The sequence below is a fragment of the Nocardia sp. BMG51109 genome (assembly GCF_000526215.1).
Classification (GTDB): Bacteria; Actinomycetota; Actinomycetes; order Mycobacteriales; family Mycobacteriaceae; genus Nocardia.
Genome location: NZ_JAFQ01000004.1, coordinates 6,356,146 through 6,372,414, shown reverse-complemented (window position 1 = coordinate 6,372,414; position 16,269 = coordinate 6,356,146). Strand labels below are relative to the sequence as shown.

At 67.4% G+C, this 16,269-nt stretch carries 2 protein-coding genes; both read left to right on the top strand.

The features are described from left to right. Positions 1-513 precede the first annotated feature (513 nt). Positions 514-1,983: an FAD-binding oxidoreductase gene (locus tag D892_RS0130180; RefSeq protein ID WP_024804817.1), complete on the top strand. Its 1,470-nt coding sequence runs from the start codon at positions 514-516 to the stop codon at positions 1,981-1,983. A gap of 9 nt (positions 1,984-1,992) precedes the next feature. After that, positions 1,993-16,269, top strand: a complete 14,277-nt coding sequence (locus tag D892_RS0130175; RefSeq protein WP_024804816.1) for a non-ribosomal peptide synthetase — start codon at positions 1,993-1,995, stop codon at positions 16,267-16,269.

Sequence of the window (16,269 nt, the reverse complement as noted above, 5' to 3'; positions counted from 1 at the left end):
TTCTAAACTGCTCGAACTACACCGGTGCGCCGTGGTAAATCCACGGTCGCCGACATCGTCGTACTATTACGAATAGCCATAACATGCGATGAGCACTGTGGTCGCATTCGTCGCCATTCATGTTGTGACAGAGTGGAACTCCCTACTCGAGATGCCGCACATCGCCTGTGCGCACGGCCGACCAGGGTAGTCGACTTCTGAAATACAGCAAGAGGCAAAGCAGATATTGCGTTGTTTCGCCTGAATTCTTGACACCCGGTTTCCGGATGTTCGAGTTCCGTCCCGTATCGTCGGTGAGCCCGCTACGTCACGGGGCTCGAGTCATGGCCAGAACTGTAGTCGCGGAATATCCGATATCCACGCCGGTCCGACCGGTGGCAAATACAGCGCTCGGATATCATTTTGCGGCAATAACGGCCAGGGGGATCCACATTGCAGGACAATTCCACCGAGCAGAATGCATCAGCGGGGGTCGAAACATCCTCCGCAGCCGGCCGTTTCCGGTTCGGACCCGTGACCGTCGCCCCTTCCGACCCGCGATATCAGGACCTCGTCCACCGCGGACACCCACGATTCGTCGCCAGCCCCGACTACGTGCGCATCGTCGGATCGACCGAGCAGGTGATCGATGCGGTGAACGAGGCCGTGCAGGCGGGCAAGCGGATCGCGGTGCGGGGCGGCGGCCACTGCCTCGACGACTTCGTCGATACGCCCGACATCCAGGTGATCATCGACCTGTCCGGCATGAGTTCGGTGGACTTCGACCCCGAGCACAACGCGTTCGTGGCAGAGGGCGGGGCGTTACTGGAGGAGGTCTACCGCCGACTCTTCCTGGGCTGGAACGTGACGATCCCGGGAGGCTGGTGCCCCAAGGTCGGGGTCGGTGGGCACATCCCCGGCGGTGGGTACGGCACGCTCTCGCGGCTGCACGGGCTGGCCGCGGACCACCTGTATGCCGTCGAGGTGGTCGTCGTCGGCCTGAACGGCCGCGCCCGCGCCGTAGTCGCCACCCGCGATCCTGCCGACCCGAACCGCGACCTGTGGTGGGCACACACCGGTGCCGGTGGCGGGAATTTCGGGATCGTTACCCGCTATTGGTTTCGTTCACCCGGTGTCACCGCGAGCGATCCGAGCCGTCTGCTACCCACACCACCGGCATCGGTGCTCGACTTCAGCTGCGAGTGGTCCTGGGACGGCATGGACGAGCAGCGATTCATCACCTTCGTGCGCAATCACGGCGAATGGTGCGAGCGCAACAACGCGGCCGACGCACCCGCCTCCCGCTACTACGCCGAACTCATCCTGGTTCGCAAGCCCTTCGGCAAGCATGTGCTGATCGGCCAGACCAGCGGGCCGGACGCAGAGCGGCTGCTCGACGAGCATCTCGCCGCGCTCGGTGCGCAGGTCGCGCCCCCGTCGAGCGTGACCAAGACGCCGCGCCCCTGGCTGGCCTCGGTGTATGCCGGTCCCGACAACACCAAGAACTACCGGCTGAAAATCAAATCCGGCTTCCTCACCCGGCCTTTCACGGACGAGCAGAGTGCAACGATCTTTCACCAACTCGTCCGCGACGACTACCCCGGGATCGGCGGCTCTCTGGGCATTGCCACCTTCGGCGGGGCGATCAACACACCCGCACCCGGTGCGACGGCCACCGTACACCGCGGCGCCATAGCCCGGCTGCTGTACTCGGCACCGTGGCTCGATCCCGCCGAAGACGCCCTGCACCTCGCCTGGATCCGAGACTTCTACCGCGAGGTGTACGCGGCCACCGGCGGCGTGCCGGATCCGGCCGACGGCGCCTACATCAACTATCCCGACAGCGATCTCGCCGATCCGAACGAGAACGCCTCCGGCGTGCCCTGGCATCGGCTCTACTTCGGCGACAACTATGCCCGGCTGCAACGGGTCAAGCATCGCTTCGATCCCCTGAACATCTTCCGCCACGCGCTGTCCGTTCGGGCCGACGCTGCCCACGGGTGAGGAATCTTCGTGTCCAGCACAGTGTTTCACCTGCCTCCGCCGGATCTGCTCCGGCCCCTGTCCGCCGCCCAGCGCGGGATATGGTTCGCACACCGCGCCCGCCCCGACAACCCGGCGTACCACATCGCGACCTGCGTGGAGTTCTCCGGTCCGATCGACGCGCGGACCCTGCGGCGGGCGATACGGCACGCCACCGCCGAGGCCGAGGGACTGCGGGTCCGTTTCATCGAGGACGGCAATCGAATCCGACAGGTGCTCGAGCCGTCCGACGCCTGGGAGATTCCGGCACACGACTTCGGTGCCGCCGCCGATCCGCGGGCCGCGGCACAGGAGTGGATGCATGCCCGGCTGCGGGAGCCGTTCGATACCAGCCGGGCACCGCTGTTCGAATTCGCGCTGCTGGCTGTGTCACCAACCGAGACCCTGTGGTTCTCGAAGTTCCATCATCTGCTGGTCGATGGTTTCGGCATCACCCTGTTCACCAGACGGGTCGCCGACATGTACACGGCGCTGCTGGCCGACCGGGCACCGAGCGAATCCCCGTTCGGATCGTTCGGCGACTACCTGGCCGAAGACACCGCGTACCCGGACAGCCCGGAATTCGCTGCCGCCGCGCAGCATTGGGCCGAACTGCTCGCAGACCGCCCCGCGCCCACCTATCTGTCCGGCGGTGCCGAGTTGGCCCGCGACGTGGTGCGGCGCACCGGCATCCTGTCCACGGCCGACACGGATCGTCTGGCGGCGGCGACCGGCCGAGTCGGAGCCCGGTGGCAGATCGCGCCCATCGCAGCCCTCGCCGCATACCTCGGCCGGATGCGCGGCGACACCGACGTCATGCTCAGCCTCGCGGTCAGCGGGCGCACCAGCCGACTCGCCCGGCGGGTGCCCACAATGGCCTCGAATGTGCTGCCGCTGCGCCTGACGGTCCGGCCGGAGCAGACCTGGCTCGAGCTCATCGACCACGTCGCGACCCGGGTGCGCGAGGTGACCGCTGTCCAGCAGTATCGGGGCGAGGACGTGCGCCGAGACTTCGTCGCGGCGCATCCGGGCCAGTACTTCGGCCCGATCGTCAACATCATCCCGGATTCCGACTACCTCTTCGCCGGTCACCCGGCCGCGCTGATCAACCTGTCCACGATGCCGGTCGACGACCTGTCCCTGGTTTGTTACCGGCTCCTCGACGGCGGGCTGCGCATCGACACCGACGCACATGCCGACCTCTACACCGACTCCGAGACCGAGGCGCACAATCGCCGACTGTGCCGACTGCTCACCGTCATAGGCCACAATCCGGACCAACCGATCGGCGCCGCGGATCTGCTGGATACGGCCGAGCGCCGGTCGTTGCTGGTCGGCCGCAACGCCACCGCCCATCCGGCCCCGGTCGGCATCCCGGCGCTACTGTTCGAGGCGCAGGCCGCCCGCACACCGGACGCGGTGGCGGTCGAATTCGGTGATGCGACACTGAGTTTCACCGACCTCGACGCCCGTGCCGACAAGCTGGCCGGGCGCCTCGCCAGGCACGGTGTGGGCCGGGGAACACCGGTCGCGCTGCTGCTGGATCGCTCGCCCGATCTGATTGTGGCGATCCTCGCGATCGCCAAGGCAGGCGGCATCTACGTACCGCTGGACACGCGCTATCCGTTGACCCGTATGCGCGCGGTACTCGCCGACATGGGCTCGCCGCTGCTGCTCGTCGACGAGGTCACTCACGATCACAAGGGCGCCGGGGCCATCCGGACTCTTCGAGTGGACATCGACGATGCGCCGCGGAGCGCGGAACGGCCGCCCCTCCCCACCGGGCCGGAGGACCTGGCGTACGTCATGTTCACCTCGGGTTCCACCGGAACTCCCAAGGGTGTCCAGGTCACCAACCGCAACGTGGTCGAGTTCGCCTTCGACCGAGCCTGGGCAGACGGCCGCCATCACCGAGTGCTCATGCATTCGCCACACGCGTTCGACGCGTCGACCTATGAGCTGTGGGTGCCCCTGTTGCACGGCGGCACCGTGGTGATCGCCACCGGCGAGGTGGATGCGGCACTGCTGCGCCGCTATTCGCATCGCGTAGACGCCGTCTTTTTGACCACGGCGCTGTTCGGCGCGCTCGCCGAGGATGATCCGGGCTGCCTGGCCGCCGTCGGTGAGGTGTGGACCGGCGGCGAGGCCGGATCGGGTCGACTGATCCGGCGTGTGCTGGACGCGTGCCCGGATACCACCGTCGTGAGCGTCTACGGGCCCACGGAGACAACGACTTTCGCCACCAGTGTGCCGCTGCCGCGCGACTTCGGCCCGCAGCAGGCCGTCCCGATCGGGCGGCCGATGTCCAACCGGCGCGTGTATGTGCTCGACGAGAAGCTCGAGCCGATTCCGGAGGGTGCGGTCGGTCAGCTCTACCTGGCGGGCGCCGGTGTCTCACGCGGCTACCAGGCCCGGCCGGGGCACACCGCGACACGTTTCGTTCCGGATCCGTTCGGGCCTGCGGGACAACGCATGTACGCGACAGGCGATCTCGTTCGCTGGCGTGCCGACCTGGAGTTCGTCGGGCGGATCGACACGCAGGTCAAGCTGCGTGGTTTTCGGATCGAACTCGGCGAGATCGAGGCCGTCTTGACCCGGCATCCCGAAGTGTCCCAGGCCGTCACGGTGGTCCATGACAACCCATCGGCCGGCAAACAGCTCGCCGCCTATGTCGTACCCGCCGAAAACGGTCCGGCGGTAGCCGATCCGGATCAGCAATTGGCCGAATGGCGGGAGATCTACGCCTCGCTCTACCGCAGCGCCGGGGAGGTCCCGTTCGCGGAGAACTTCGTCGGCTGGAACTCGAGCTACGACGGCCGCCCGATTCCGCTACCCGATATGCGTGAGTGGCGCGACGCGACCGTGGCCGCCATCGCGCGCCTGCGTCCCCGGCGGGTGCTGGAGATCGGGGTGGGTTCGGGCCTGTTGCTGGCCGGGCTGGCGCCGGATTGCGAAACATATTGGGCCACGGACTTTTCCGCCGAGGCGATCGACGGATTGCAGACCCAGCTCGACACCCTGCCCGAGCTGGCCGATCGAGTGCACCTGCTCTGCCGGCCCGCCCATTCCGCCAATGGGCTACCGGCAGGATTCTTCGACACCGTCATCCTCAACTCGGTCGTACAGTACTTCCCCAACGCCGACTATCTCGTGGATGTGCTACGCGCCGTGACCGGGCTGCTCGCCCCCGGTGGTGCGGTATTCGTGGGCGATGTCCGCAATGCGCGCCTGCACCGCTGCTTCCGCACCGCGATAGAGCTGCGCCGGTCCACGGCCGGTGCGAGCGCGAGCGCCCTACTGCACGCGGCCCGCCGCGGCGTACTGCTGGACACCGAGCTGCTCGTCGACCCCGACTTCTTCACCACGATCGCGGCCCGTCTCCCGGGCATCGACGCTGTCGCCGTCGAAGTCAAGCGGGGCCGGGCACACAACGAGCTGACCCGGTACCGGTATCAGGCCGTGCTCTTCAAAGGGCCGCGGCGGCGTGGGGACGAGCGCGAGCCACTCACCCTGCGGTGGGGAACGGACGTAGCTGATCCGGCCCGGTTGTCCACGCACCTGGCCGAGGCATCCGAGCGCCCGATCGGCGAGATCACAGTGCGCCTGCTGAAAGTGCCCAACCGCCGGGTGTGGTGGGAAACTGCCGCGACACGAGCGCTGGAACAGGGCGACGATGTGGCCACCGCTCTTGCGATCGGCGACGGAGGCATCGACCCCGAGGAAATATACGAACTCGGCGAACGACTCGGCTTCCGGGTGCGGGCGCAGTGGTCGGCCGACGCCGAGCATTGCCTGGACTATACGTTCGGAGCTGGTGACCATATGGCCGATCCGGTCACCGAGCGAGGGGCGACGGACGCCCCGCCGGCCACCTACACGAACAATCCGGCGAGTTCGCACCGGCTCGGCGCGCTAGCCCGATCGCTGGGCCCCTATCTGGCGGATCTGTTGCCCAACTACATGATTCCGTCGGCGATCGTGATTGTGGACCGGCTTCCGCTCAATGCCAACGGAAAGATCGACCGCGCCGCGCTACCCGCGCCACGCACCGTGTCCGGTGACAGCGGACGCGAACCCGGAACCCCGATGGAGCGGTTCGTCGCCGACCTCTTCGCGGACCTGCTCGGCCTGCCCGTGATACGCGCCGACGATAATTTCTTCACCCTCGGAGGCCATTCGCTCCTGGCCACCCGGCTGGTCAACCGGCTCCGGTCGGAGCTCGGCACCGAGGTCACGATCAGTGAGTTGTTCGAATCCCCGACCGTCGCCGGGTTCGCCGCGCGAGTCGCCACGGCACGCGAAGCCAGGCCGCCGCTGGTGGCGCGACCGCGGCCGGAGGTTGTCCCGCTGTCGTATGCCCAGCAGCGCCTGTGGTTCCTGTACCGGCTGGAGGGGCCGAGCCGGACCTACAATATTCCGCTCACCCTCCGGATTCGGGGGCCTCTGGACCCTTCGGCATTGCGCGCCGCGATCTCGGATATCGTTGCCCGGCACGAGACGCTGCGAACGCTCGTCCCGGATGCGGCGGGCGTCCCGTACCAGCGCATTCTCGATCCGGGCGCGGTAGAGCCGGAGGTCGCGGACATCGCGCTCGACGAGCGGGCCCTGCCCGCCGCGCTCGCCGCCGCCACAGGATACGGCTTCGAGCTGGCCTCGGAGCCACCGCTGCGGGCAACGCTGTTCGCGCTCGGCCCCGACGAGCACGTGCTGCTGATCGTGTTGCACCACATCGCCTCCGACGGCTGGTCGCTGCGACCGCTGGGTGCGGATCTGTCCGCCGCCTATCGGGCACGGCGGAACGGGCGAGCATGGGATCCGGCGCCGCTGCCCGTGCAATACGCCGACTACGCCCGCTGGGAGCGCGAGGTGCTCGGCGAACCCGATGATGCCGGCAGCGTGCTGAATACCCAGCTGAAGTACTGGACCGAGACGCTGGCCGAGTTGCCGCAGGAACTACGGCTCCCGACCGACCATCCGCGCCCCGCCACGGCCAGCTATAGGGGGGAGGCGGTGCAGTTCGGCATCGACGCCGAACTGCACGGCGTGCTGGCAGAGGTGGCACAGCGCACCGGGACGACCGTCTACATGGTGTTGCAGGCCGGGGTCGCGGCCCTCTTGACCGGCCTCGGCAGTGGTGACGATATTCCGATCGGCGCCCCCGTAGCGGGGCGGCTCGATCACGCGCTCGACGATTTGATCGGATGTTTCGTCAATACGCTTGTGCTGCGCAACGATACGTCGGGCGACCCGAGTTTCACCGAGCTGTTGGCCCGGGTACGCACCACGGCTCTGGCCGCATTTCAGAATCAGGACCTGCCATTCGAATACCTTGTGGAACGGCTCAATCCGCCGCGGGTAAGCGGACGCCATCCGCTGTTCCAGGTAGCGTTGTCGTTCTTCACCGCCCCGGACAACCTGGTCGACATACCCGGGCTGAATATCCGGCTGGAGACCGCGGGCGCGGGCGCATCCCGGTTCGATCTCGCCTTCATCTGCTATGAGCGGCGCGACGGCGAGCAACGGCCGGGCGGTATAGATGCCTTCCTGGAATTCAGTACGGATCTGTTCACCCGGGAGACCGCCACGGCGATAACGGTGGCGTTCGTTCGGCTGTTGCGGGCGGCGGGTGCCGAACCGCATCGGACGATCGAGGAACTCACCGCAGCTGTCCCCGCTGCGGCTGCCCTGGCCGAGGCTCCGGCCGAGACAGCGGAGGTCTCGGACGGGACCGTCTCCGCCCGCTCGGCTGCTGCCGTCTCGCGATCGGTTCGAGTCGCGTTCCCGTCGAGCCTGGATCTCGCTGGATTCGCGACACGCGAGGCTGTCGGCGTGGAGACGGTCGTTCTTGCCGGTGTGTGTGCGGTGCTGTCCTGGTATTGCGGACGAGATGATGTCGCGGTGACCGTGGACGACAGCGAGCTGCGGCTGAATGTCGTTGCCGCGGAGGGTTTTCGCACCCTGGTCGACACCGTCGCCGAAGCGGTGCCCGCCGAGCGATCACGTAGCAATGTCTACCGGGTGGGTTTCGAATACCGCGAGGGCAGCCCGCCGGAGGCGAAGGGCGACCGGGCGACCGGGCACGACCTGTCGTTGCAGCTGACCGAGGAGGACGGTCGGTTGATCTTCGACGAGACCCGGGTGGACGAACGTAGCGCTCGGCTGTTCGTCGCACATCTGGTGCGGGCACTGGAAATCGTGGTCGCGGATCCCGACTTGGCGATGGGCGAGTTGGAACCGTTGACGGAGCGGGAGCGGCGGGTGCGTTCCGGTGCCGAGGCGGAGTCTGCTGCGGAGCTGTCGTTGGTGGAGTCGATCCGGCAGGCCGCGACGCAGCGACCGGATGCGATCGCAGTCGGCGACGCCATAACGCGATGGTCGTACCGAGAACTACTACAACGAGCCGAAACACTCGCCGGCCGCCTGACCGCCCGCGGGATCCAACCCGGCGAATGGGTCGCACTCGTCATGAGCCGCGGCTTGGCCCAGGTCGAAGCGATCCTCGGAGTACTGTTCGCCGGCGCCGGGTACGTACCGATCGACCCCGGAGCACCCGCCCAACGGATGGCATTCATCCTGTCCGACTGCGAGGCCCGGTGGACACTCACCGACGACCCCGCCACACCAGGACTGGCCGGATACCACGGCACCGTCCTCCACCCCGCCGAACTCGACGACGAACAGACAGCCGAACTACCTCCGGTAAAAGCAGATTCGGTCGCCTACTGCATCTACACCTCCGGCACCACCGGCCGGCCCAAAGGCGTGATCATCAGCCATCGCAACGTCACACGGCTGATCACAGGCGACCGCTTCCCCTTCGACTTCGGACCCGACGACGTCTGGACCCTGTTCCACTCCTACGCCTTCGACTTCTCGGTCTGGGAACTATTCTGCTGCCTCACCCACGGCGGCCGACTCGTCATCGTCGACGACGACACCGCCCGCGACCCCGCCCTGTTCCACCCGATACTCGAACGCGAACACGTCACCGTCCTCAACCAGACACCGAGCGCATTCACCCAACTCCTGCAGACCTGGAAAAACCAGCCCGACACCCTCAACCACCTCCGCTACGTCATCTTCGGCGGGGAGCCGGTGCGGCCCGGGCTGATCGCCGACTGGCTGCGTGCCAGGCCCGAAGTCCACACAATCAACGGCTACGGCATCACCGAGGCCGGTATTTTCACCACGTGGAAGCGTCTGACCACCGATGACCTCGACCGCGGAATCGGCGGAATCGGGCGGCCGTTCCCGGCCGACACCGTCCATGTTCTCGATGTCCGCGGGCATCGGCGATCAGTGCCGTCGGGCGCTGTCGGGGAAATCTATATCGGCGGAGCCGGCGTGGCATCGGGATACCTCGAACGGCCCGACCTGGACGCGCAACGGTTCGTGGACAACCCATTCGGCCAAGGCCGACTGTTCCGCAGCGGCGACCTGGCCCGCTACCTGCCGGACGGATCACTCGAATACGTCGGACGAGCCGACACCCAGATCAAGATCCGCGGCTACCGCATCGAACCGGGCGAGATCGAGTCCACAATCGCAGAGCACCCGGACGTGACCGAAGCCGCCGTCCTCGCCCGCGACGACCGGCTGGTCGCATTCGTCGTGGGCACCACGGCCGCCCCGGATCCACTACGCACATTCCTGACGGATCGGCTACCGCAATACATGATTCCGGCCGAATTCCGCCGGATCGACCGGATCCCGCTCACCGCCAACGGCAAACGCGACGACACCACCCTCTGGAAAACGGGCACTTCACTGCCGCAAGGGATCACCGCCGGCATCGACTCACCCGTCGCCCGGCAGGTCGCCGAGGTGTGGGCACGGATGCTCGACCGCGAGGTCGTCTCCGGTGCGGCATCGTTCTTCGAACTGGGCGGGCATTCGCTGGTGGCCACGAAGGTCGTGGCCGCTATCCGTGACGAACTCGGTGTCGACCTGCCGGTGCGCGCCCTGTTCGACACGCCTCGGTTGCTGGATTTCGCCGCGCTCGTCGAGGCGAATACCGGTCCCGCCGAGGCGGATCCGATCCGGACCACCGCGACCGAGACAGGGGATCGGTCCTGGCCCGCGTCGAGCTTCCAGGAACGGGTCTGGCTGGCCGAACAGGTCGAACCCGACACCGGCCTCTACAACATCCCCCTCGCCTGGCACATCACCGGACACCTCGACACCACCACACTCACCACCGCACTCACCCACGTCATCCACCGACACGAAGCACTCCGCAGCACCTTCACCGAACACAACGGACAACTCCGCCAACACATCCAACCCCCCTACACACCCACCATCACCCACCACACCCTCACCGAAACCGAACTCACCGACTGGCTCCACACCGAAGCCACCCACCCCTTCAACCTCGACACCGGACCACTACTCCGCACCCACCTCCTGAACCTCCCCGACCACCAAATCCTCGCCATCACCGTGCACCATCTGGTCTGGGATATGGAGTCGGCGCGGGTCTTCCTCCACGACCTGGCCGAGGCATATCCGTTGAACCACACGCCGCTTCGCGCTACACAACACATGACGCGGGCGGATGCCGGAGCCGATTCCGCGGAGCTGTCGTTGGTGGAGTCGATCCGGCAGGCCGCGACGCAGCGACCGGATGCGATCGCAGTCGGCGACGCCATAACGCGATGGTCGTACCGAGAACTACTACAACGAGCCGAAACACTCGCCGGCCGCCTGACCGCCCGCGGGATCCAACCCGGCGAATGGGTCGCACTCGTCATGAGCCGCGGCTTGGCCCAGGTCGAAGCGATCCTCGGAGTACTGTTCGCCGGCGCCGGGTACGTACCGATCGACCCCGGAGCACCCGCCCAACGGATGGCATTCATCCTGTCCGACTGCGAGGCCCGGTGGACACTCACCGACGACCCCGCCACACCAGGACTGGCCGGATACCACGGCACCGTCCTCCACCCCGCCGAACTCGACGACGAACAGACAGCCGAACTACCTCCGGTAAAAGCAGATTCGGTCGCCTACTGCATCTACACCTCCGGCACCACCGGCCGGCCCAAAGGCGTGATCATCAGCCATCGCAACGTCACACGGCTGATCACAGGCGACCGCTTCCCCTTCGACTTCGGACCCGACGACGTCTGGACCCTGTTCCACTCCTACGCCTTCGACTTCTCGGTCTGGGAACTATTCTGCTGCCTCACCCACGGCGGCCGACTCGTCATCGTCGACGACGACACCGCCCGCGACCCCGCCCTGTTCCACCCGATACTCGAACGCGAACACGTCACCGTCCTCAACCAGACACCGAGCGCATTCACCCAACTCCTGCAGACCTGGAAAAACCAGCCCGACACCCTCAACCACCTCCGCTACGTCATCTTCGGCGGGGAGAAACTCCAGCCCAGGCGGCTCGGCGGCTGGATGCGTACCAAACCGTCGGTGCGCATGGTGAACATGTACGGCATCACCGAGACGACCGTGCATTCGACGATCCGCGTTCTGACGGTCGCCGATACCGACACCGACGTCAGCGTCATCGGCACGCCGCTGCCCCACACCGAGATCCATCTGCTCGACGAGAGGCGGCGGCCGCTGCCGTCGGGCGCTGTCGGGGAAATCTATATCGGCGGAGCCGGCGTGGCATCGGGATACCTCGAACGGCCCGACCTGGACGCGCAACGGTTCGTGGACAACCCATTCGGCCAAGGCCGACTGTTCCGCAGCGGCGACCTGGCCCGCTACCTGCCGGACGGATCACTCGAATACGTCGGACGAGCCGACACCCAGATCAAGATCCGCGGCTACCGCATCGAACCGGGCGAGATCGAGTCCACAATCGCAGAGCACCCGGACGTGACCGAAGCCGCCGTCCTCGCCCGCGACGACCGGCTGGTCGCATTCGTCGTGGGCACCACGGCCGCCCCGGATCCACTACGCACATTCCTGACGGATCGGCTACCGCAATACATGATTCCGGCCGAATTCCGCCGGATCGACCGGATCCCGCTCACCGCCAACGGCAAACGCGACGACACCACCCTCTGGAAAACGGGTCGACGGTGGGACACCCTTCAGGTGGACAACCTCGACTCTCCCACCATGGTCCGGCTTGCCGCCATCTGGTCGCGACTTCTGGGCGTCGACGTGGTCTCCGGGGACGCGTCGTTCTTCGAACTGGGCGGGCACTCCCTGCTCGGCGGGACGCTGCTGGCCGAGGTGCACACCGCGTTCGGCGTCGAGCTGCGGCTGAGGACGTTGTTCGACAGTCCCGTCCTGCGCGACTTCGCCGAGCGGATCGATCGAGCGGTCGCCGACCACGAGCCGGCGCGGAATGTTTCCGACGAGGCCGGATTCCATCCGGTCTCCGGCGTGCAGGAGCGGATCTGGCTGGCCGAACAGGTCGAACCCGACACCGGCCTCTACAACATCCCCCTCGCCTGGCACATCACCGGACACCTCGACACCACCACACTCACCACCGCACTCACCCACGTCATCCACCGACACGAAGCACTCCGCAGCACCTTCACCGAACACAACGGACAACTCCGCCAACACATCCAACCCCCCTACACACCCACCATCACCCACCACACCCTCACCGAAACCGAACTCACCGACTGGCTCCACACCGAAGCCACCCACCCCTTCAACCTCGACACCGGACCACTACTCCGCACCCACCTCCTGAACCTCCCCGACCACCAAATCCTCGCCATCACAATCCATCACCTCGTTTTCGACGGGGCGTCGCTGCCCACGTTCCTGGCCGATCTGGAACGCGCGTACCGCGGCGCCGAGCCACTTCCACCGGGCAGTCAATACCTGGATTTCACGGCCGCGCAACGCCGGGCGGACGAGGCCGGGCTCGACCGCTGGATACGCCGGCTGCGTGGCGCACCGGCCTACCTGCCGTTCACGCCGCCCGAGCGGCCTGAACCGCACGGCGTCGTGCCCCTGGACCTGCCCGCCGACCTCCCGGACCGGATCGAACGCCTCCGGAATGAGCGCGGCTTGTCCTGGTTCATGGTGATGGCCGCGGCGTGGTCGGCTGTGCTGCACCGCTGGACCGGACGTGACGACGTCACCTTCGGCTTCCCGATCTCCAACCGCGACAACGAATTCGACGATGTCATCGGCCCCTGCATGAACACGGTCGTCATGCGGTCACGATGCACCCCCGACAGCACCGTCGCCGACCTGCTGACCACAACCCGTGACACCGTGCTCGCCGCGCTGGAGGACCAGTCTGTCCCGTTCGAGGCGGTGATCGAGGCCCTGGCCCCACCCCGGCGCCTCGGCTGCACCCCCTACGCCGATGCCGCACTGACGCTCAATGTGCTACCCGCCCGGCCCGCCTCCCTGGGTGATGCCGAACTGCGTCCACTGATCCTGGAATCGTTGTGGGAGACCGAGATCAAGTTCGGCCTGACCCTCACGGTGCTCGAGAACAACGGGCGGTTACGTGCCACGCTGTCCTATCGCGGCGACCGGTTCTCCCGCACGGACGCCGAGCGTCTGGCCGAGGACGTCGTACGCCTGCTGGATCGGATTCCCGCCGACGAAGACGCGCCGCTGCGCGAGATCCTCCCCGCCACCGGGGCACGGATCGATAATCGTGCCACCGGGGCGCAGTACCGCGACTTCGTCGCCGCGCGCGGCCGAGTGGACCGGGCGGCACTGGCCAGGTCTGTGCAGCGGCTCCGGAACGCACCCAGCTACCTGCCGTTCCCCGTCCCGGCCACGCCCGGCCCGCACGGGGTGGTACCGGTTCCGCTGCCGCGGCATCTGCCGGAGCGGATCACGCGGATACAGGCCGAGCGGGGCATGTCCTGGTTCATGGTGGTGGCGGCGGCGTTGGCGGGCGTGCTGCACCGCTGGACCGCACGCGACGATGTCACCCTCGGTTTCCCCGTCCTCAACCGCGACGGTGAGTTCACCGACGTCATCGGCCCGTGCATGAACACGGTCGTGGTGCGATCAACATGCACCGCCGACACCACGGTCGGTGACCTGCTGGACGCGGTCCGCGGCGGCATCCTCGACGCACTGGACGACCAGGCCGTCCCCTTCGAAGAGGTGGTCCGGGTGCTCAACCCGCCGCGGCGGCCTGGATCCACGCCGTACGTCGACGTCAGCCTCGTCATGAACACCGCACCGGCCGCGCTCCCACGCATCGGCGGGCTCGGCCTGCGCCCGGTGACCGATCCCGGTATCGAGTTCGCGGGCATCGGCAAGTTCGCGCTGGGCGTTGCGATCTCGGCCACCGGACGCGAGCCGAGCATCGCGCTCACCTATCGAGGCGATCGCTTCGACCTCGACGGCGCGACGCGGCTGGCAGGGCTGCTGGCTCGACTGCTCGACGCCGTGACCGGCGACCGGGACGCGCGGATCGCCACCCTCGACCTGCTCGACGAGGGCGAGCGAGATCTCGTGCGCGGCTTCGAATCCGGTGCGCCCGCGCTGCCGCCGGCCACCGTGCCGGACCTGCTGGCCGCGCGGATCGCCGAGCGTCCGGACGCCATCGCGATCCACTCGTCGCGGGGCGAGCTGGATTACCGCACGCTCGACCGGAAGGCCCGCATCCTGGCCACCCGACTGCGACCGGACGACGACCATGGCGATGGCACACCGATCGTCGCACTCGCGGTGGGCCGGGGCGAGCACTTCGTGGTCGGCATGCTCGCCGCCTGGTACGCCGGCTGCGGATTCTGCCCCCTCGATCCCGATCATCCCGGCTCGCGGGCGGAGCAGATTCTCCGCGATGTCGGCGCGCACGTGCTCGTGACCGAACACCCCCGGACGCCACCGGACGGTGTTCGTGTCGTCGCCCTGTCCGAGATCGACCATGCGACAACAATGCGCGGCGCTGTGGCACCGCCGGCGCGGGTGAGTCCCGACACCGTTGCGTACGTGCTCTACACGTCGGGAACCACCGGCACCCCCAAAGGGGTCGCGGTCGGCCACGCCAATCTGGCCCAGCTCGTGCGCGGCCACATCGACACCTTCGGGATGAGCCGCAACGATCGAGTCAGCCAGGTGGTGAACGTATCGTTCGATGTGGCGCAGGCGGAAATCTGGTCGGCGTTGTGCGCGGGCGCCCGGCTGTTGCCGTACGAACGGCCGATCCTCGTTCCCGAGCTGTCGCGCTGGCTCGACGACAACGCGATCACCGTGCTGAGTGCGGCGACACCGCTGGCCGAGGCGCTCTGGACGCAGGAGGGGGTGCCGGATTCGGTGCGGTGGCTCATCTTCGGCGGCGCGGCGCTGGCCGGATGGCCGCCGGCGGCGCTGGCCGGCCGGCTCGCCAACGGATACGGGCCGACCGAGACGACCATCTTCGCCACCTTCCACCTGATCGATCCCGCCGGCTCGGCGCCACTCGACTGCGTCGGACGGCCGACCTCCGGAACCCGGATCCACGTGCTCGACGAGGCAGGACAGCGCTGCCCGGTCGGCGTCGCCGGTGAGATATACATCTCCGGATCCGGTGTGGCGCAAGGATATTGGCGTCGTCCCGAGTTGACCTCGGAGCGATTCCTGGACCACGGCCCCGACGACGACAGCGGTCCCGTATATCGCACCGGCGATCTCGGCCGCTGGCTGCCCGACGGCACCCTGGAGTATCTCGGCCGCCGCGACCGTCAGATCAAGATCCGCGGATTCCGGGTCGAACCCGGCGAGGTCGAGAGCGCGCTACGGGACGACCCGCTGGTCGCGACGGCGGTTGTTATCGGCCGACCGGCCGAGGTGCCCGCCCTGGTCGCCTACGTGGTGCCCGAGGCCGACCGCGATACCGCGGCCGTCCTGGCCCGGCTGAAGATCCGGTTGCCGTCCTATCTCGTCCCGGACGCCGTCGTGTGGCTGGATCGAATCCCGCTGTCGGTCAACGGCAAGATCGATGTCGCCGCGTTGCCCCGACCGCATCGCGCGGATCTGGTCGGGTCGCTGCCGTACGCCGCCCCCGACAGCGATCTGGAGACACGCATCGCCCGGGTGTGGTCGTCGGTGCTCGGCGTCGACACGGTCGGCGTGCACGACAACTTCTTCGATCTCGGAGGCCACTCGCTCCTACTGTCGACGCTGCACACCCGATTGTGTGCCGAGTTGGCCACGGACCTGCCCATCCGGCGGCTGTTCGAATTCCCCACCGTCCGTCTGCTGGCCCAGTGGCTGGCCGACGACCCGGATCGGCCCGGCATCGATATCGCCGACGTAGCCGAACGGGCCCAGCATGCCAGGCGCGCCAGGGCGGCGCGCCCTCGGCCGAGAACGAGGTGA